Annotated in this window: 12 protein-coding genes; all 12 read left to right on the top strand. The window is 57.5% G+C overall.

Annotation, left to right across the window (positions count from 1 at the left end):
• Positions 1-2 precede the first annotated feature (2 nt).
• Positions 3-1808: a sensor histidine kinase gene (locus LBK75_02065; GenBank protein ID MDR1157082.1), complete on the top strand. Its 1806-nt coding sequence runs from the start codon at positions 3-5 to the stop codon at positions 1806-1808.
• Positions 1805-2545 (top strand): response regulator, encoded by a 741-nt coding sequence (locus LBK75_02060; protein ID MDR1157081.1) that lies wholly within the window; start codon positions 1805-1807, stop codon positions 2543-2545. Before LBK75_02065 ends, LBK75_02060 begins: the two co-directional genes overlap by 4 nt.
• A 6-nt stretch (positions 2546-2551) precedes the next feature.
• A complete protein-coding gene (locus LBK75_02055) occupies positions 2552-3928 on the top strand; it encodes a glucosylceramidase (protein MDR1157080.1) in 1377 nt (458 codons plus the stop codon).
• Between the two features lie 25 nt (positions 3929-3953).
• Positions 3954-5048, top strand: a complete 1095-nt coding sequence (ugpC, locus tag LBK75_02050; protein ID MDR1157079.1) for a sn-glycerol-3-phosphate ABC transporter ATP-binding protein UgpC — start codon at positions 3954-3956, stop codon at positions 5046-5048.
• Positions 5049-5352: 304 nt separating this feature from the next.
• The gene (locus LBK75_02045) at positions 5353-6204 is read left to right on the top strand and encodes a hypothetical protein (GenBank protein ID MDR1157078.1); all 852 of its coding nucleotides are present in this window, start codon (positions 5353-5355) and stop codon (positions 6202-6204) included.
• Positions 6205-6256: 52 nt separating this feature from the next.
• Positions 6257-11209, top strand: coding sequence for an Ig-like domain-containing protein (locus tag LBK75_02040; protein MDR1157077.1), 4953 nt, complete (start codon positions 6257-6259; stop codon positions 11207-11209).
• 282 nt (positions 11210-11491) lie between these two features.
• Positions 11492-12472, top strand: coding sequence for a cysteine synthase A (gene cysK, locus LBK75_02035; protein ID MDR1157076.1), 981 nt, complete (start codon positions 11492-11494; stop codon positions 12470-12472).
• Complete coding sequence (locus tag LBK75_02030) at positions 12469-13404, top strand: ABC transporter ATP-binding protein (protein MDR1157075.1); 936 nt, start codon at positions 12469-12471, stop codon at positions 13402-13404. The genes cysK and LBK75_02030 overlap by 4 nt, the downstream gene beginning before the upstream one ends.
• 39 nt (positions 13405-13443) lie before the next feature.
• Positions 13444-14904: a nitrogenase gene (locus LBK75_02025; GenBank protein ID MDR1157074.1), complete on the top strand. Its 1461-nt coding sequence runs from the start codon at positions 13444-13446 to the stop codon at positions 14902-14904.
• A 44-nt stretch (positions 14905-14948) separates the two neighbouring features.
• On the top strand, positions 14949-16253 hold the full coding sequence (locus LBK75_02020; protein ID MDR1157073.1) for a hydrogenase: 1305 nt from the start codon (positions 14949-14951) through the stop codon (positions 16251-16253).
• A gap of 100 nt (positions 16254-16353) precedes the next feature.
• Positions 16354-19653: a S8 family serine peptidase gene (locus tag LBK75_02015; protein ID MDR1157072.1), complete on the top strand. Its 3300-nt coding sequence runs from the start codon at positions 16354-16356 to the stop codon at positions 19651-19653.
• A 73-nt stretch (positions 19654-19726) separates the two neighbouring features.
• Positions 19727-22192, top strand: a 2466-nt coding sequence (locus tag LBK75_02010) for a S8 family serine peptidase (GenBank protein MDR1157071.1), incomplete at its 3' end; no start/stop codon positions are given.

The following is a 22192-nucleotide window of genomic DNA, read 5'->3' as shown; positions in this document are numbered from 1 at the left end:
CTATGTGCGGCATGAAGAGGAACAACCATTCAGGGATGCGGATTGGGCATAAGATAGTCTTGAGTATCTATGCCGTTCTTCTGCCGGCGTTTCTTATCGTGGAAAGCATTATTTACTGGAACAGCCATTCCACTGTCATAAGTGAGCGCACGCGGCAGTATAAGCGCGCCGTTTTGTCAATCGACGAAAATATTGGATATCTGGAGCAAGATATGTTGGAAATAGCGACCTATCTCTCCATCAATTATGAAATACAGCGGGTTTTGATGTCCGACCCGGCAGAGACCGCCGAAGATCCCCTCTTTTGGTCAAACAAAACGCCGATTAACGTCATAAAAGACATATTGGCGGTTAAAACGAAAATTGTGACAGCTGCGCTCTACCCGGAGAACGGACTCAGGCCGTTCTCAGTGAGCCGCGACAGGAGCGTTTTTGCTCCAGACATTGCCGATCTTCGGGCGCTGGACATTTACAAACGGGCCGCAGCGGGGAACGGTGTTATCGTTTGGAGCCGAGTAAACGATGATGATATTGGGCTTTTTATCAACAATCGTTCGGACAAAATTGTCGCCTGCAGCGAACTGTACGATTTGTCCAAGAGACGCAAGCTGGGTTTCCTGTCACTCGGCATTAATTTAGACGGATACGAAAGCATATGCGCAAATGCCATGCCCCAGAATAACGAGGGTGTCCTTATTTTTGACGCCGATGGCAACGAAATGTTCCGATACGGCGACGTGCCGGACGAAACTGCTGAATGGCTTAGGGAGAATGATCCAAAAGCCGCGGATGAGCCGCTGGAATATGAAAAATATTACATCTTTTCTCAGCGCCGCGAAACGTCGGGTCAAACGATATTTTATCTGTCCAAGAAAAGCGATTGGGATGCGTGGAAAAGGAGCGGTTTTCTTATCACGTGCCTGTCGGCACTCGCCCTTTTGGCAAGTGTTTGGCCCTTGTCCTTGTTCGCCTCGCGAATTGTTACCCGGCCGATTATGCTGCTCTATGCCTCCATGAATAAGTTTAAGAACGGTGATTTCAATCAGCAGGTGCGCATCGAGGGGAATGATGAGATTTCCGAGCTGGCCGAAACCTTCAACACGATGGTGAGCGATATCCGCGAGCAGATTGATAAAAATTATGTCTTGGCTTTGAGAGAAAAGCAGAGCGAACTGAATGCGCTCCAGGCCCAGATGAACCCACATTTCCTCTACAATGCGCTGGATGCCCTTTACTGGCAAGCGACGGAATGTTGCCAAGAACGGCTTGCGGATGATATATTGGCGATGTCGGAATTGTTTCGTATGCTGCTGTCCAACGGCAACAGCGAGGTCACAGTGGAACAGGAGCTGAAAATCGTACGCCATTATCTGCAAATTCAAAAGCTGCGCTTTGATAAAAAATTGGACTACAGCATTGAAGTGGAAGACGAACTGCTTTTATATCAAATTCCAAAGTTGATCATCCAGCCCTTTGTAGAGAACGCCATTGTCCACGGAATGGAAAAAAACGGAACGTGGGGCCGTGTCCGGATAACCGGCCGCATAGACCGCGATTTCCTTTTGTTCACCATCGAGGACAGCGGCATTGGCATGCCCAGTGAGAAAGTTCAAGAGATTTTACATTCGAAGGACGACAGCCGGTACGCGTACCAGAGGGTGGGGCATTACGCCGTCAGGAATGTGAAAGAGCGCATGAATTTGCGTTACGGCGCTGCAGCCGAGCTTGCGATTGAGAGTGAGCCGAATATCGGCACTAAAGTTCATATCAAATTACCATTGATAGGGCGAAATGAGGCGGGGCTATGAGTGATTCAGGAATAAGCCTGCTGATTGCCGAGGACGAGGAGCGGGTGCGAGGGAGTCTGAAGTCCTTCATCAGCAAAAATGCTGATTATGTTTCTGAGATTTTCTGCGCGGCCAACGGGCAGGAGGCTATCGACATCATTATTCAGCACAATCCCGATGTTATGCTGCTGGACATCAAAATGCCGGTTAAGAGCGGCATCGATGTAATGAAAGAGGCGTCCGCGATTGGCATACTGCCCAAAACCATTGTTATATCAAGTTACGACGAATTTGAATATGCGCAGCTGGCGCTGCGCTACGGCGCGGTGGATTATTTACTTAAACCTACGGGGACATCCGACATTCTTCGTGCCATTTGGACGGCTTGCAAAAAAGAGCCGTTTCGCAGCAATAAGCAAAAAGAATCGGCTGCATTGAACAGTTTTATCAGCAATGCTCTCGATTATATGAACCGCCATTACCCCGATGAACTGACGCTGACGATTGTCGCGGAATATGTCGGGATAACGCCAAATTATTTTTCGACGCTGTTCAAACGCACTGTCGGATGCGGATTTATAGATTATCTTAACCAAATCCGGGTAGAACGCGCCTGTGACTACTTTGTGGACAACAAGATGAAAACTTACGAAGTGGCGTACAAGGTCGGTTATCGCGATGAAAAATATTTTTCCAGCATCTTCAAGAAAATAAAAGGCATGAGCCCGTCCGAGTACCGCAAAAATCATGAGAGGTGACAAATTATGGAGAACACGGCGACATTCACTCCGGCGACATTTACGCCAAGGACGCTGCATCTGTTTACCACGGCTTTCGACGGCGGCCAAAAGACTGAAATAGCATCTGTCCATGTTTTTTCCGACGACAACGGTATTGAGAACAGTGTCGTCAACATTCACCCCGAAGTGGAATACCAGACATTCGAGGGATTCGGAGGGGCTTTCACGGACTCGGCGGGTTACGTTTTTTCACTGATGCCGAAAAAAGAGCGTAAACGTCTGCTCAAGGCGTATTTTGGTGAAAACGGCGCGGGCTATACGGCGGGGAGAATTCATTTAGACAGCTGCGATTTTTCCGTTGGGCATTACGAGGCCATTGAGCCAAACGATGAAAAGCTTGCCACGTTCAGCCTTGGTAGGGCTGTAAAATATATAGGGCCGCTTCTGGACGCGGCGCAGGACGAATATGGGAAACAAATACCGCTTATGGCGTCTTTGTGGAGTCCGCCTGCCTTTATGAAATCGAACGGCGCGCGCAACGGCGGCGGCAAACTGCTCAAGAAGCGCTATCCGCTGTTTGCGGAATATATATGCCGGTACCTGGAGGAACTAAAAAAAATCGGCTTTCACATAGTCCGGCTCACCGCACAAAACGAGCCGAAAGCTGTTCAAACATGGGATTCGTGTGTATATACGGCAGAAGAGGAACGGGATTTTCTTGTCAACTATCTTCGGCCCGCTCTTGATAAGAACGGCCACGGCGATGTAAAACTGCTTTTTTGGGATCATAACAAGGAGCGATTGTACGAACGCGCCGCCAAGGTGGCGGACTCGCAGACGTCAGGCGTCTTTGAGGGCGTCGCGTTCCATTGGTACAGCGGCGACCATTTTGAGGCTGTTGATCTTGTCCGTGATCGCTTCCCCCATCTCAAATTGGTGCAATCCGAGGCAAGCGTGGAGTTTCTCAAGTTTGACAGAAATGATATCGGTGCGGCGGCTAAATATGCCCATGAACTGATAGGGAATATCAACGCCGGTATGCATGCCTTTTATGACTGGAATGTTGTTCTTGACCAGGACGGCGGCCCAAATCACGTCAAAAATTTCTGTGACGCTCCCTTCTTGTTCAACGTCGACACATCAGAATTGGAAGAGCGCCCTGTGTATTCGTATATTTCCCACTTCTCTAAGCATATCAAACCAGGCGCTCTCAGGGTCGCTTTCTCCCGCTACACGACAGATCTGGGCGTAACCGCGCTGAAAAATCCGGATGGCGCAGTCGTCTCCGTCATTCTCAACCGCAACGCGGACGAAAAAAACGTTGTCCTGCGCATCGGCGGTAAAACTGTGGAAATTCATACACCCGGCATGTCGGTATCTACTGCGGTTATTGATTCTTAGCCGTTTGGGGGGAAGGAGGCACATAATGGCGGGTATTACTTTCAAGAATGTGAGCAAAACCTATAAAAACAATGTAACAGTCGTGCCATGTTTAAACTTTGAGATCAAAGACAAGGAATTTATTGTACTCGTGGGCCCTTCCGGATGCGGCAAATCGACCACGCTTCGTATGATTGCGGGCTTGGAAGCGGTGACTTCCGGCGAAATTCTCATAGGGGAAAGAGCGGTGAACGATGTAGCGCCGAAAGACAGGGACATTGCGATGGTCTTTCAGAACTATGCGCTTTACCCTCATATGACGGTATATAAGAACATGGCTTTTGCCCTAAAAATACGTAAAACACCGAAGGATGTCATCGACAAAAAGGTGCGCGAAACGGCCGCTATACTCGATATATCTGAATATTTAAACCGAAAACCGAAAGAGCTGTCGGGCGGACAGCGTCAACGTGTGGCGCTTGGACGGGCGATGGTGCGCGACCCCGCCGTATTCTTGCTCGACGAGCCGCTCTCCAATTTAGACGCGAAATTGCGAACCGAGATGCGCGGCCAGATTATTGAACTTCAGCGCAAACTGGGGACGACGTTCGTTTATGTCACGCATGACCAGACAGAAGCTATGACAATGGCCGACCGCATAGTTGTCATGAAAAGCGGTGAGATTCAACAGATCGATACGCCGCAGATGCTGTATGATGCCCCGGACAATAAATTTGTGGCAGGATTTATTGGTTCGCCAGAGATGAATTTTTTGGATGCCTCCGTTGCTGTCGAAGGCGTCGACGTATTCTTGCAATTCTGCGGAGTGCGTATGCGCTTACCGGAAAAACGCATGGCCGCATTGGAAGGGTATTTGGGCAAAACTGTCATTGTTGGCATAAGACCGGAAGATATTCATTGGTGCGACAGCGAAAAAGTCGACGGCGTTTTCTCATCTAACGTGGCCATTGTCGAGATGATGGGGTCCGAATTGTTCCTCTATCTTGACTTCAACGGCCATCGTGTCCGCGCGCGGGTTCCGGCGAGATCTGGGATTCGTTCGGGGGATGAAATCAATCTATATTTCGACATGAATAAATTTCATATATTCGACGGACAAACAGAGAAGGTGGTTAAGTAAAGAACTGTTAAGCTGTCCCTAAAGGTTGCGGCCCAATGATTTTGCGTAGAGAAAATGCTGCGTCCGGAAGCGGAGCGGCTGCCTTCGTGTGCAGGGGAGGCGGCGGCTGAGAGGGCTGTTTGTGCAGACGGTCTTTGCCTAGGGGTTCTTGCCCGCCATGGGCGCAACAGACTGTGGCCGGGCCTCTTGTTGTCTCACAAAGGAAAGGGATGATGACTGATAAACGTGAGAGGCGTATTGGCATAGAGAACACAAAACGGTCACGGTTTTGCACCGAATTTTAAACATAGGAGGCGATGCCCACATGTTTTTGCAAACATCAAAGTTCTCTGTAAGGGGAGCGGGCCGCGTTGTTGCCGCGATGTTGGTCGTCTCACTCTGCTTGTCGGCCCCCGCCGTCACTGCGTACGGGGCCGGTTCCTCAGTGGATGTCTATTATATGGGCGCGACAGGCAATCCGGTCGGATCCTATTTTGACGGCTCTCTTACGAACGGCGCGTACGTTGCGACGTTCTATGGCGCGGCTGACACGCCGTTAGACGGAGTCACATTGGTCAATAAAATGCCAATGCCAGACGTCTATATGACAAACCAATTGCCCGGGGTCGAGTATGGGTACGCATTTGACGCCGATACCGTCGACGCGTATTATACCGGCGCCTCCGACGCCCCGGTTGGTTCGTACCTCCCCGGCCCGCAAATGAGCGGGGCGTTTGTGGGGACATATGTCAGCGCGACGGGGTGGACCCGATTGGGCATTGATGGCAGGATTGTCATACCGGCTCTGGTGGAAGGGGTCAACCCAATCGAGCGCAAACTGACCGTAGCGACTTTAGAAAACGGCTTCGCGGCAGAGGTTTACACGCATACATTCAGATGGGGCTTCATACTTGACGCCGCTTTCGACGATTCGGCTTTTGTGTTGATAGCCAACAACGCAGGAAACGCGCTTGGAGGTGCTGCCATACTGGCAGCATATAACAGCAATGGCACCCTTGCTTATATAGAACGAAAGCCGGTGGAGATCGATGCCAACACAGCCTTTGCATTGACGTTTGACGTCGATCTGGCTGAATATCCGATGGGTGAATTCAGCTATGCTGTGTTCTGCTGGGGCAGCGATCATACGCCCATTTTCCCCGCCGTTAAGAATTGACGCGCAGCGACTCGCTGATTGAATTTTGTGTTGTTTTTGGAGGTTAAAATGTATGAAAAGACAGTTCCGCAGGGTATTTTCCCTGATGATGGCGGCCATGATCGTTTTGTCTACGGTGGTGTTGTCGCCAATGGTGGTTTTGGCTGAGACGTACCCTGAGCAGGAGAGCGTCGATCCTGCGTTGTCGGCCGCCGCGTTGGCCGTGACGGGCTACCCCACACCCGACGCGATGTACATCGTTTCGGCGCTCAACGGGAAAGTTCTCCAGTCCCCGGGCTTGCAGGCGAACGGTACGGCCGCGGGCGACACAAAAGTTTACGCGACAGCCGACGCCCCGACCGGCATGGTGCCCGTCGCGTCAAGCTTTCAGTTCCAATATTCGGGCCGGGCCCAGAACAAGACCTCGGCTATCCGCATACTCAGCGCCGTAAAATCGGCGACCGTTGCGGCGCTTCAGTCGTCGGGCGGCAACGCCTCCAACAGCAGCCTGAATTTCGGCGCGACCTCAAACGGTTCCGCTACGCCCGCTACGGACGCCGCCATGGACTCCGGCGCGTCTTCGGTCTTCCTCGTCAGGCCGAATGGCGACGGCACCGTCTCCATCATCGTATGCATGGGCGGCGGCATCACTTACACCGGGATAGACGCGGAAGATGGTAATATTTGGAAGACAACGACGGTTGGCGACGCCAGTGAGCGTCCGCCGACAGACGCTGAGAAATTCATCGTCGTGCCCGCCGGAACACTCCTCGCGCCAACGAACCTTGAGGCCACGCAGCAGCGCCCGGCCGGCGTCTCGCTCAGATGGGGGGGCGGCGTGGACGCGGCGGGCGTTTACACCTATAACGCCGGTTATGTCGTATACAGAGACGGCCTCGCGCTAAACAGCGAAGTTACCCCCGTCGTCGCCAAAGACGACAGCGGATACTTTACCTATCTCGACACCGCCGCCATGCCGGGCCAGACATATACCTACACGGTACGAGCCCTTGGCGCGGCCGGCAGCTCCCCGGACAGCAATGCCGTCACGGCGGTACTTCCGGCAGCCGCAGGGCCGTCCGTCAACACGGCCGGTGTGTATTACACTCCCCTTGTTGCGGGCGGGGCGGTCATAGAGACTTACTTCGGTTATGGGGCGGACGCCGCGGCTGGCGTCGCTGCGGTCAAGGTCGGCGATGCGGTGCTCGACGCCGGTCAATTTGCCGTGGACACGGCGGCGGGAACGGTTACGATTCTGCCCTCGGCTTTGAATTCTCTCGCCGACGGAGCGTATGACATTGAGATTGCGTTCAACGACGGCGCCAATACGATAGGCGCCTCGCAGATTACAGTCGCAGCGCTGCCGACAGTTGGCAGCGCCTGGTTTCTCATATCGAGGGACAACGGCAAGCTCGTTAAATTGCCGAACGCCGACCCGTCCGGATACCCGCTGACGGCTTCCGGCGCGGATCCGCTGAACACCGCGGCGCAGTGGCGGCTCGACGTAAATAGGAGCAACACCGCCGCCTACATTTCGTGCGTCGGCCTTACGAACCTTGGCAACAACGCCATGCTCACCGTCGAAGGCGGGTCTGAGGCCGGAGCCGTAGATGCGGCCCGTGCAAGGACGCTCCCGACGACGACGTTCGACGGCTACGACTATGAAGATCTGCAGTACGCCCTCGCGGGAGACGGATATGTCACGATAAACCGCTACGGGCGCGGCACTGTGGTGAGGTACCTGACGCTTTCCGGAAGCAGCGTTTACACAACGACCGTGAAAGCCGACGCGAGCCAGTTCTTGATCGTGCCGCCGGCCGTCCCCGCAAACGCCGCGACGATCACAAGGACGCTTTCGGCGACCTCGGCGCTTATATCGTGGACGCTGCCCACAAGGACATTCTATACAACGGTTCAGCTTTCCGTCGCCCACAGGGGTGAAACCTCGCTGATTGACGTGACAGACCGCGTCATCGCGGGCGCTAACAACTATACGTACCAGGGCCTCGTAGACGGCGACGCTTATTCGTTCCAGCTTCTGCTGACGAACGCGCGCGGCTCAAGACCCTCGAACACGTTGAGCCTCAGCGGCGGCGACGTCGATCCGCCGCTCGCGCCGCTTAACCTCAGTTACCAGCTCAACGCCGACGGCACAGGAACCCTCACCTGGTCCCCGAACACCGACGACGCCGACATTACCGGGTACAAGATCCGCTGCGCCGACGGCGCGTACGCCTCTGTGTGGAACGACATCCCGGTTACCTTGCCGAGGGGTACAAATACGTATACCGTCCCGGCGGGCGTAAGCGGCAACAAATGGGGTTATTACCAAGTGTTCGCCTATAACAAGGGTGGCGAAACGCCGGCCGCGAAGGCGGTTGGGCGCGAGAGCGCCGTCTTTGGCGCGAACACGTATATTTTCAACGCCGCGGCTGACGACATCACGAAAGTCAACGGCGCGATCGGAGGCGCCACAGGTGCGGGCGAATTCGCGACAAACCGCTATGCGCTGTTCTTCAAGCCCGGGACGTACGATTCCACAATCAGCATCGGGTTCTACGATCACGTGGCTGGCCTTGGGTATCTGCCGACAGACGTTGTGGTCAACAAGGTTGAGAAGGTTACGCCGGCCAACGCGACCACTACCTTCTGGCGCGCGACTGAAAACCTGACGATGTCGGCGGCCGGCGTTATACAGTACGCCGTCTCCCAGGCCGCGCCGATTCGTAGGGTCAACCTCCCGAACGCGTCTGAATTCAGGTTCGACGGCGCCGCCAACGAGAGCAACAGCAACAGCGCCTGGGCTTCCGGCGGATACCTTTCAGACAGCTACATCCCGAATGGGCGCGTCGGGTCTTTCACCCAGCAGCAGTGGTATTTCCGCAACAACGACGCCACCAGTTATTTCTTCAATGCCCGCTGCCACTCGACTTTCTACCAGGGTGTCACGGGCGATATGACAGACGTAAATTCCCATGAGAAGACGGTGATTGAGAATACGCCCATCATCGCCGAGAAGCCCTACCTTTATTTCAAGGACGACGAGTACTATGTGTTTGTGCCGGGTTTGCGGTACGACGCCGTCGGCCGTTCATGGACGGACACGTCGCCCGGAGTCGGGACGAGTGTACCGTTCGAGGACAACTTCTTCGTGGCTCGCGCGAACGAGACGACCGTAACGCAGATAAACGACGCGATCGCTTCCGGCAAGGACATATTCTTCACGCCCGGCATATACAATTACGACCAAGCGATCATCGTCAACCGTCCCAATACCATCATGCTCGGCTACGGACTGGTTACGATAATGCCTACGGCCGGCAACAACGTGATTAACGTCGGCGATGTCGCGGGCGTCCGCTTGGCCGGTTTGATGCTTGAAGCGGGCGGCGGCTTCAACCCCGACACCAATTACAACGGTTCTTATGCGCTGCTCCAAGTCGGTGAGAACGGCACCGACTTTGACGCCGGGGACAACCCCGTCATACTTCAGGACGTCTTCGCGCGCATCGGCGGGCCGAGCGGTTCGTCCGCGCCGAAGGTTGACAACGCGTTCGTCATCAACACCGCCCATACCATTATCGACCACACCTGGTTGTGGCGCGCCGACCATGGGAGCAACCAAGGCTGGTATGTGAACGAAGTCGACAACGGGCTTGTCGTGAGCGGTGATTACGTCACGTCTTACGGCGCGATGTCGGAGCACTTCAACAAATACGACGTGCTTTGGAAAGGCGATTACGGCAGGCTGTACTTCCTTCAGAATGAATTGGTGTACAGACCCGTTTCTCAGGCCAACTACCAAGGTCCTGAGGAGGACAAGCGCGGCGAAAACTGCACAACGAACGGCTGGGCCGCCCTGCGCGTGGCCGACGATGTGCTCTACTTTGACGGGTATGGCCTCGGATGCTATGACGTGTATCAGGTGAGCAACACGTCGATTTCGCTCGCAAACGCGGTCGTCACGCCGCTTTACGGCCACATTAACATTGTCCACTTCGTCGAGCTTTACCTCTCGATGCAGGCGGGCGGCGGGACTGGCAGCGGTTTCGAGCACATGGTGAACGGCATCGGAAAAGGCGCGCAGGTCGGCGACTCCAGCTTCACAAGCGGCGCGAGCTTCCTGTTGCCGCCCAATCCATATGACAACGGCAACCCGAACGAATGGCATTCGCTCCCTGCCGACGACGGCAAGATCATCTACTTTGAGCCTGTCGAGGTGACGACGCCCATCAACACCGCGCCTGTTCTTCCGGTGACGGCGCGGGTACGCTACGGCAGCGGCGAGTGGGGAACGGTCAGCGTCTCCTGGCCGGAAATCGACCCGGCCGATTATGACAAGGCCGGCGAGTATCACAAATATACGGGTACGATTCAGGGCGGCCAGATTCAAGACGGCTCGCTTGGTCCGGCGACCTCAGCCGCCCTTACGCTCAAGGTGGAGGGCGACGCGATTCACATTACCGCCGTTCCAACGCTCGTTCAGGGATACAATTACAGACTGCCCGTCAGCGTTTCCATAGACGGTTTGTTGGATTCCGTCAGCAACCCAAATCCAAGCAAGAACGTCGACTATTACCTTTACAACGCTGACACCAGGGCGACGCTCGGCAGCAAAACGAACTTCGACCCGTCGAATGACCCGCAGTTTCCGATCACTTACACGAACCAACAGTTCAACCAGAGCGCGGACAGCATCCCGCGGATGTACATTCTGGTCAGGTGGTACGGCGACACGGAGTACAGAGCTTCTTACGCCATCGACGTTGTTCCTGGCGACCTCTGGAACATAGACGCAGAGAAGGCCGACGGCCGGCTAACACTGACGTTTAAGCAGCCGCTCGGCAGCATCGGGGCCGTCGCCGTCGCGGGCGCCGCGTATGCGGCTTCGATCAGCGAGGCGGATCCGGCCAAGGTCATCGTGCAAGGTGTCGTGCCAAAAACGGGAGACCTTATCGTCGTCAACCAGGTTAAGTTCCGCGATGTTTTCCAGAGCTATGACTTTAAGTTCACCAAAGTCTATTGACCTATAACGCCAATTTCACATCCCAATGGTTTAGACGACCCAGCGCGGGACGCGGCCGGTTTGGCCGCGTCCCAATTTTTTGCTTGACAAGCGCGGAGAGATGTGTTTTAATGATACATATCATTCATATATATTTAATATGTAATTGGCCGACTGCGAGAACAGAGGCGTACGCAAACAAGGGAACGTTAGTACCTTGTTGCCGCGAAGCGGCAACAAAAAACAAGGATTTGGGTTGTGGGTTGCAGGTGCAACTCACGTTAGAGAAGCGAGGGAACGCATATGCCGAGGATCGCGCGCAAACTCACCGACCTGATCGGCAACACGCCGCTGCTGAGGCTGGAAAATTACAGCGCCTCGGTGGGGCTGGGGAGCGCCATCGTGGCCAAGCTGGAGTATTTCAACCCCGGCGGCAGCGTGAAGGACCGCATCGGCTTCGCGATGATCAAGGACGCGGAGGACCGCGGGCTCATCGACGGCAGCACCGTCATCATCGAGCCGACGAGCGGTAACACCGGCATTGCGCTGGCCTATGTGGCGGCGGCCAAGCGGTATCGCATCATCCTCATCATGCCGGACACGATGAGCCGCGAGCGGCAGAACCTGCTCAGCGCGCTCGGCGCGGAGCTCGTGCTGACGCCGGGGGCCGAGGGCATGCGGGGCGCGATCCTGAAGGCCGAGGCGCTGGCCCGTGAGATTCCGAATTCGTTCATCCCCCAGCAGTTCAAAAATCCCGCCAACCCGCGCATCCACCGGGAGACGACCGCCGTGGAGATCTGGAACGACACGGCCGGCACCGTGGACATCGTGGTTGGCGGCGTGGGCACGGGGGGCACCGTCAGCGGCGTGGGAGAGGCGCTGAAGGCGCGCAAATCCTCGTTGTACGTGGTGGCGGTGGAGCCGGACGCGTCCCCGGTGCTCTCCGGCGGCCGGGCCGGGCCGCACCAGATCCAGGGCATCGGCGCGGGCTTTGCGCCCGACACCTACAACAGCGCGGTCGTCGACGAGGTGTTCCGTGTCAAAAACGAGGAGGCCTTCTCTGTGGCCCGCCTGCTCGCGCGTACCGAGGGGCTGCTGGTCGGCATTTCCTCCGGCGCGGCGGCCTGTGCGGCGGCGGCAGTGGCGCGGCGGCCTGAAAATGCGGGCAAATTGGTGGTGGCGGTGTTCCCCGACACCGGGGAACGCTATCTGTCGACCGCGCTGTACACAGACCCGGCGCGTGAGGCGCCGGACGCTGGCGACGCGGGGAGGGATACGGCATGACGGAGAAACTGTCCGCGGCCATGGCGCCGGCGTCCGGCCGGTCGGCGTGGACCGAGGAGACCGCCGAGACGGCCAGTCGGGGCGGCAAGATCGTTTTACAGTCGTTACGGCAGGTCTACTACATCCGCAATGAAAAGAAAAAACTGGAAGAATTCGTTGCGCTGGAGGACTTCAGCCTCTCGATTGGCGAGGGGGAGCTCGTCTCGATCGTCGGGCCCTCCGGCTGTGGGAAATCCACGCTGCTGGACATCTTGGCGGGGCTTGCCCAGCCCCAGTCGGGCGAGGTCCACATCGACGGCAAACAGGTCGGCGGCCCGGCGCTCGACAGGGGTTTCATCATGCAGGGGTACGCCCTGCTCCCGTGGCGCACCGTGGCCCAGAACGTGGCGTATGGTCTGGAGGTCAAGCGCGTGCCGCGGCGGCAACGCGCCGAGATCTGCCGGAAATACATCGACCTCGTGGGGCTCGGCGGGTTTGAGGACCGCTACCCGAACGAGCTCTCGGGCGGGATGCGTCAGCGGGTGGCCATCGCCCGATCTCTCGCCTACGATCCGGAGGTGCTGCTGATGGATGAACCTTTCGCCGCCGTGGACGCGCAAACCCGGGAGACTCTCCAAGACGAGCTGCTGCGGATCTGGGAGAAAACCCGCAAGACCATCGTCTTTGTCACCCACAGCATCGAGGAGGCAGTGCTGCTCGCCGACCGCGTGGTCGTGATGACCAGCCGGCCCGGCCGGATCAAACGGGTCCTGAAGATTGACCTGCCGCGCCCGCGCACCGCGGCGGGCATGCGCGTCTCGGCGGACTACAGTTGGCTCAACCACCGCGTGTGGGAGCTGCTGCAAAATGGCGACGGCCCGTCCGGCCGTGCGGAAGCCGTGCCCGCCGGGCGCAGCGTCGCCGACGAGATTGCCCCGTCCACGCTGCTGTAAATGCAAACACACGACACAACAAGAAAGGAGTGGCATTGTATGGCTTTCAAACTTGACGCCACCACCATCGGCACCCGGGAGGAGCGCCTGGGGTCCGTCGTCGGCTATGTGGGCACGATCAAAGATTTGGCCGAACGCTCGCGCTGCGGGAACCTGAAAAACAGAGGCCGCTGTTTTTCACAGTCCAGCTCGTGCGACGCCGGCTGCGTACTCGGGTATCTGTCTCATATACGGGACATTGCGATCATCAACCACGCGCCCTCCGGCTGCACGGCCGCGGCGTCGCCGACCCTGACGACGCAGACGCAGCTGGCCGCCAAACGCAACCTGTCGTACGACACGGTGATCCTTGGCACCGACATGAAGGAGCCGGACACGATCTTCGGCGCCGCGGCGGGGCTGCGTGAAACGATTTTTGAGACATACCGGCGCTATACGCCGGCGGCGATCTTTGTCGCCACATCCTGCGTCTCCGGCATCATCGGGGAGGATGTGGACGCCACCGTCGCCGAGGCGCGGGAGACGCTGCCCATCCCCGTCGTGCCCATCCACTGCGAGGGGTTTCGGTCTCAGGTTTGGGCCACGGGCTTCGACGCGGTGGACCACGCGATCCTCACGGGCGTCGTGAAGCCGCCGCGCGAGAAGCGGAATTTCGTCGTCTTCAAAAACTTCAACGAGAGCGCGCGGGACGACATTGTCGAGATGTTCGCCGCCATCGGCGTCGACACGATGATGGTCTACTCCAACACGACGCTGGAGGAACTGTCCCACGTGTCGGAGGCGCTGGCCACGGTCTCCATTTGCGGGACACTGGCGTCCTACCTCGGCAACGGGTTGGAACAGACGTACGGCGTGCCCTACATCAAGACGATCAACCCGCTCGGCGTCGCCGGGTTCGAGGTTTGGTTCCGCGAAGTCGGCCGGGTGATCGGCCGGGAGGCCGAGGTGGAGGCGTACATCGAGCGCGAGCGCGCCGTCTACATCCCGCAGATCGAGGCGATCAAAGAGAAGCTGAAGGGGTTGCGGGTCGTGCTGGGCATGGGGTCCAGCTTCGCGTTCCAGGTGGCGCGCGTCGTCCAGGAGCTCGGCATGACGGTCGCCTATGTGGCGTCATGGCATTATGACTCGCGTTACGACGACGGCAGCCCGCCGCCGCATGTGCAGCATCTCGCGGAGAACACGCCGGAGGATTTCCGCGTGAGCGTTGCGGACCAGCAAAATTTCGAGCTGCTCAACATCTTAAACACCTACAAGCCGGATCTATACCTCGCGCGGCACGGCGGGACCAGCGTGTGGGCCATCAAGCAGGGCGTCCCGGCCATCTTCATGGCCGACGAGTTTTTGACGTTCGGCTACAAGCGCACGCTGAGCTTCGCACAGCTCATCCTCGACAGGATCACAAACCGCAGCTTCGAGAAGAACCTCTCCGCCCGCATCAAACTGCCGTACACCGACTGGTGGTACAAGCAGGAAAACACCCTCCTCTACAAGGCGGAGTGAACGCCGTTTGAGAGGCGCAGATAAGCGACAGGAGTGGATTGCCCATGGCAAGAACCTTGGACCAGGTGCGATACAAGTGCGCGCTGGGCGCGCTGCAGACCGTGCAGGCCATCGAGCGGGTGCTGCCCGTCCTCCACGCGGGGCCGGGCTGCGCGGACAAATTGACGGCCGGAAACGGCACCTCCGGCCATTTTGCCCCGCGAATCTTTCCGTGTACGAACATCGCGGAGACAGAGATCGTCTTCGGCGGCGAACAGCGCCTGCGGGAGGTGGTCGAAAACGCCCTCCGCGTCATCGACGCGGACCTCTACGTCGTGCTCACCGGCTGCTCCTCCGAGATCATCGGGGACGACGCCGGAGAGGTCGTGCGCGGATTTCGCACGGCGGGCCAGCCGGTGATCCACGCTTCCACGGCGGGGTTCAAGGGGAGCAACTACCAGGGGTACGAGTGGGTGCTGGAGGCGCTGTTTACGCAGTATTTGAGCGAGGCGGCGGCCGGCGAGACGGAGAAGGGGCTTGTCAACGTGTTCGCGAGCCTCCCGTTCCACGACCCCTTCTGGGAGGGCAACCTCACGGCGCTGGAGGGGCTGCTCGCCGACGTCGGGCTCACGGCCAACATCATCTTCGGGTACGGCCGCGGGCTGAAACATGTGGACCGCATCCCCCGCGCGCAGTGCAATCTCGTCGTAAATCCCTGGCTGGGGCTCTCGAGTGCGCAGCTGCTTGAGGAGAGATTCGGCACGCCGTACTTACACTACCCAAATCTGCCCGTCGGCGCCTGCGAGACGAGCAAATTCCTGCGCGCGGTGGGTGCCTTCGCGGGGCTCCCGAGCGGCGCGGTCGAGCGCGTCGTCGCGGAGAAGGAGAACCAGTATTACCACTACATCGAGCGCTACGCCGACATCTTCCTCGAAAACCGCATCATGTCCAAGCGCTTCACCGTCGCCGCGGACACCCAATACGCCCTCGCGCTGACCCGTTTCCTCGTCAACGACATGGGGCTGTTCCCGCAGCGGCAGTACGCGATGGAGGACGTGCCGGAGAAGTATCGAGCGGACATCGAGGGGTATTTTCGCGACATGAATTACGACATCAAGGCGGAGGTGTCCTTCGAGACGGACGGCTACCTCGTACAAAACGAGATCCGCGAAGCCGACTACCACGGCTACCCGTTGATCATCGGCAGCGCGTGGGAGAAGAAGGTGGCGCGCGACACAAACGCGCACTTTTTATCCATCGCCTGGCCGCTGAACGAGCGGCTCGTCATCAACAGCTCCTATGTGGGCTACGAGGGCGGCCTCAAGTTCTTAGAAGACGTCTACTCCGTGGTGCTCACCCGGTTCACGTGAGCCGCGGCGCGGGCTGTTGTGTTTAAACGGCAGAAAATTTTTGGCCTATGCCCGAAAGAACAAAAATATGGAAAAGCAGAAAATACAGGGGGCAAACAAAATGAAGCGGCGTATGACGAGCCTTTTCCTGGCGTTTTCCGTACTATTCGTGACCACCGTGGCCGCCGTAGCGGCGCTGCTTCCGGCGCAGGCGCAGGACGCGCAAGTACAATGGGAGGCAGACAGCCCCTTCAGATACATGGTAGATGAACAACGACTGGAAAGCCCACAGCCGTCACAGGAAATACCCGGTACACCGGGCAGTTTCCGGGTAGCGGGTTTTTTTGCGTCCGAACTGACGACGCCCGTTTTGTCTCCAGAGACCGATCTGCGGGAGATGCTGGCGCGGCGGCCTCAGGAAGTCGCTGTGCCGGAGGACCGCTACATCGTCAAGTACAAAGAAGGACGGGAGGCGGACTTCAAGGAGGCCGTCACACCGCTTGCGTTGGAATCGGACGCCGTGGCGCGGAAAACGCTGCCCGCGGAACTGCGGGCCGTACCGAATCTCTCCGCGGCACTGCCCGCGGGCGACTTTGCGGAGCTGGACCGGCTGGAGACGCTGACACTGGCGGAGCCTATTTTGCCGAGCGAACTGGCGGAACAACTGGCGGAGCTGGGCGTGGCGGAGTATGTCGAATACATTTGCCCGGACTACAAACTGTCGCTGGACAGCCTATCGTTGGAACTGACGGAGGGCAATACGGAGGGTACAGAGGCGTTGTCGGATACAGGGACAACGGAAACGGGAGCTTCGTCCACGAGTACAGAGACGGAGACAGAGACGACGTCGGAGACTACGTCCAACGTAACCACTCCCCCGCCGTCGACCGGCGGTCCGCTGGCGCAGGCGGTGCCCGTGTTGGTGGCGGTGCTGGATACCGGCGTGGATGTAGGGCACACGTCGTTGGCCGGCTATTTGACGGAGGGCTTCAACGTGATCACCGGTGGGAATGATGTATACGACGAGACCCGACCGTTGGCACATGCACACAACACGCACGTGACGGGGCTCATCGTCGGCGCGGCGGCGGAGACAGGCGCGGCGGTGGAGATCCTCCCAATACAGGTGTTTGAGAACGGATATGCGCGAACCAGTGATGTATTGGCAGGAATTGCAATAGCGAAGGAGCAGGGAGCCGCAATTGTGAACTGCAGCTTTGGGACGACGGCGGAGAACCCGGCGCTGTACGAGGCGATACAAAACAGCAGCATGCTGTTCGTCTGTGCGGCGGGCAACAACCGACGCGACATGGCGGAAACACCGTCATACCCGGCGGCCTACGACCTGCCCAATGTGCTGAGTGTGACATCTGTGAACGACGACGGCGGGTTCAGCTATTTTTCAAACTACGGCGAAACGGTCATAGACATCGCCGCGCCGGGGCGGTCCGTTGTGTCAACATTGCCCGAAAATCGTACGGGCCCGATGACGGGGACGTCCATGGCGGCGGGCGTGGTGACAGGTGCGGCGGCGGCGGTGCTGTCGCTAACCGCGCCGGACAGCGGTGCGGACTACGACGCGGAGACGTTGCGCCGGCAGTTGCTGGCGACGGCGGACCGGCTGGAGAATCTGCAAAACAAGGTGAAAGAAGGCCGGCGGCTCAATCTGGAACAGGCCCTGCAGGGAGAGACCAACGACGAGATCCTGATGTTGAATCCGGAGGACGACTTCGACGTACACGGATACCAACCGACACCCTCCGAACAGTTCGAATTGTACACGGGCGCCGGCGCCGTTGTACAGGCCTCAGCTGGAACAGGGCACACGCTTATATTGAAGGAAAATGGGACCGTGTGGGCCTGGGGGGACAACACGTATGGGCAGCTTGGGGACGGAACAACGACAGACCGACTGACACCGGTACAGGTAGTAGGGCTGACAAACATCGCGGCCATCTCCGCAGGGGATTACCATAATTTGGTAGCCGATCTCGGTGGGAGTGTATGGGCGTGGGGGCGTAACGACCACGGGCAGTTGGGAGACGACAGTATTGTGGGTGGAAGTGTTGTCGTACAAGTCATGGGGGTTTACGCCGACATCATCGCGGCAGGCGGTGCTCACAGTCTGGCGCTCACATGGGACAGCGATTTATACGGATGGGGTTCGAACATGTACGCTCAGGTAGGGACGGAAGACTCATTTAGAATAGGATGGGGCCAAGAGGACATCCCTTATCCAAGCTGGATTTATGACATGAATGTCGGTATTATTGCTGCGGATCACTGGCAGAGTGCCGGGACCCAAAGCGACTGTCTGTATCTTTGGGGATATGACGAAAATGCTTACGATGGCGTGGGGGAACTGCGTGAGGTGACCTATCTATCGAACGCGCAAGCCATAGAGATGGGAGAGGGTGGACATTTGGTGTTGTCAAGCGACGGCCTAGTCACAGTGTTTGACGACAACGGCAGTGAAGAGATAGATGATCTGGACAATGTGACAGCCATCGCCAAAGGGGACGAGTTTGGAATGGCGTTGAAATCAGACGGAACGGTGTGGTCATGGGGTATAAATGACGCCGGCCAGCTGGGACACGGAAACACAACGGACACAGACACACCGACACAGATCACCGGACTGACAGGGGTAGTGGCCATCGCGGCGGGCGACGCGCACAGCGTATTTGTCCTATCAGACGGCACGGTGAAAACGTGCGGGAATAATACATACGGGCAATTGGGTGACGACACGACGACGACCAGACTGTCGCCGGTTTCGGTGACAGTTCCGGACGGCGCACCCGATGAACCCGTTGCCCTCGCGGTGACACTTACCCCAAGCAGCGTGACAGTCCCGGCGAGCGGAACCGTCACATCCACAGCGACGGCAACGGTATGGGACGGCGACGGTAATATTCTCACCGGGCAGACAGTGACGTATTCGTTACTGATGTCGAGAACGGGTGTGAGCATCGACAGCAGTACTGGTGTGGTGACAGTGTCGTCCACGGCAACAGCTGGGACAGTGACGGTACGGGGAACCCATGGGAACGTGACAGGCACGGCGACACTGACGTTGACAACCTCAACCTTCACTATGACATTGCAGGCAACGGCAAATGAGGTTTACAACATTTCCGTCAAAGGGAACAACATAGGCTCGTTTGGCGGCGTAACCTATACGGTCACCTATGATCCGTCCAAACTGGAACTGCAGGACTTTGCCGCGCAGGCAAAGCGAGCAATAACAACACCGGGTACGGTGGCAGGCACGGGGCTGACGATTGTGTCGCACAGCAACGGCGTGCTCACCTTTACGGTGCAGAAAACAATTCCAAGCGGACGCAAGTGGTCTGGTGTATTGACAGTGTTAAAATTCAGAGCCCTGTCAACTGGCAGCAGCAGTTTGCAGATTTCTTGACAAAAAATCACTTGACAAACTACTAAAAACTAAAAACTATAGCCACTATCAACTATAGAGGAGGCCGTCTGTCATGTTGCGGAATCGAAAGGGTAAAGTAGTTGTTTCTCTGAGTCTCAGCATCATCACTGTGTTGTCCTTGCTTGTGCCCATGGCGCAGGCATTGCAAGCCAATACAGCCCTAGAGACAACCATACAGGGGAAGTGGCAGGCGATCTTGGATGCGGATCTGACTGTGGGAGATGCGACGGAGCAGGCAGATGATCTGCTGTCGGAAGAAACCGTCACAGACATTTCTCCGGGCCCTGATCTCAAAGCGGAGCTGCCAGAAGAGGAGGACCTTGCGGGAGCCCGCTACATTGTCGTCTACAAAACGGTGGCAGAGAAACAGAACGTGCTGGGGAAACTGGCCCATTCCAGCAAACAGGACAAGGTTCTCAAGCGCCTGGACAATCAGAAGGTCGATCTGCTTGTGTACAATAGGGATGTGGAAAAGCAGCAAGTGGTGGAGGATCTGCAAGAGGACGGCGTCGTGGTGGATTATGTGCAACTGGACTACGAGGTGTTCATGTCCTCCTGGCAGGACGGCGGAGATGGAACGGAAGAGACGCCCCAGGACGACGACTGGACGGCTTTCTACGGGAACCTGGCAGAGGCGCACGAGGAGATCACAGGCGCCAGTGTCACGGTGGCACTGCTGGACGGCGGAATCGAGACCACACACAGCGCGCTGACGGGTGCCTTCTACACCAACACGGCTGAAATCGCCGGCAACGGCGTGGACGACGACGGAAACGGATACATAGACGACGTATCCGGCTGGGACTTTGTAAACAAGGATAATACGGTCAATGACGCGGCCTGGGCATATGAGCAGGGGCACAGCACACACCTCGCCGGCATTCTGGCGGGGCAGGGAGACGTGCCAGGGATCGCCCCGGCGGCAGGTGTGCTGCCGCTGAAGGTTTTCCAAAACGGCGTGGCGTATACCAGCGACATCCTCGAAGCAATTTCCTATGCGGAGGCCATGGGCGCGCAGATTGCGAACTGCAGCTGGGGCGGCGGCTATTACAACCGCGCGCTGTACGAGGCCATGGAGAACAGTGAGATGCTGTTCGTTACGGCAGCGGGCAACAGCGTGCAGAATCTGAACACCTACCCGGTGTACCCGGCGTGCTTCGACCTGCCGAATGTACTGACGGTGAGCTCCGTCGGTTCAGATGAGAAGCACAGTTATTTTTCAAACTATGGCAATCAGGTCGTCGACGTGGCTGCGCCTGGCTATGAGATAGAGGGCGCTTGGACGCAGGACCGGGTGGTCAAGACCAGCGGGACGTCGCAGGCGGCGGCCGTGGTGTCCGGTCAGGCGGCGCTGGTGCTGTCACAGGGCGGAAACTTGAGCGCTGAACAGGTAAAAGAACACATCGTCTCCACGGCGGATGAGGTAACGGGACTTGGGAACAAGGTGCGTGACGGAAAGCGCGTTAACATCGCGTTTTCTCTGTCGGGGCAGGCAGTGAATGCGAATGTCATCGATGTGCCGGACGACACGGAGCTGCCGGATTTTGCGCCGGGGATGATTCCGGAACCGGAGGAGGACGGATACGAACAATACGGGGCGGAAGACCACGTGTCTATAAGGGCGAACATGGAGACCGCGCGTCATGGTTTGGGCGTGGCGGCGGTGGACGGCCTGATCTACGCCATCGGGGGCCGGGGCGGCGACTCTGACGACCTGTTTTTCAACACTGTAGAGGTCTACAATCCGAAGACAGATATGTGGACGACCAAGCAAGGCACAATGAGTGTAGCACGCGCCTATTTCGGCACAGCGGTGGCGGGCGGGAAGATCTATGTGTTCGGCGGGCAGACGTCGTCCAGCGGAACGGCTACGAACACTGTAGAGATGTATAACCCGGGGACGGACACATGGACAACCAGAACCTCACTGGGGACGGCGTTGATTTCCCCGACGGCGACGGAGTGCAATGGAAACATCTATGTGATTGGCGGGAACAATGGGAATTCGGTGCAGATAGCGATACACAGATACAATCCGACCAACAATTCATGGTCGTCTGGCTACGGTGCGCTCAATCAGGGAAAGACAGATCATGTGGCGTTTGCGTTTGAGGGGAAAATCTACATAGAAGGCGGGCGGTCTTCTACCGCCGCGAATACATTTATCAACTACACGGAAGAAGTATTCGACATATCGACGGGCGTTTCTACACCGACGGGATCTGCTTCCGTATCCGGAATGAACGCCGCCTGTGTCGTGGATGGGGCCAGAGTGTTTTCCGCCGGCGGCAGTTTGTATAAAGAGCACAGCTTTGTGGACTTTATCGAACAGCGCATGCCTCCGGGACTTGGGAAGTGGAAATCCGGGATCATGGCTCAGGCGCGCGGCGGACTCGGGGGCGCGGTTGTGGACGGAGTTCTTTACATGATCGGTGGCATCAATCGGGATAAAAATAGTATTTTCAAGACGGTGGAGGCGCTGGAGGCCGGGTATGCTTCCAAGGCGCCTCTCCCCAAA

This window comes from Oscillospiraceae bacterium (genome assembly GCA_031265355.1).
Lineage (GTDB): Bacteria > Bacillota > Clostridia > Oscillospirales > UBA929 > JAIRTA01.
Note: the sequence above shows the minus strand (reverse complement) of the source record. Positions and strands in the feature narration are given on the sequence as shown.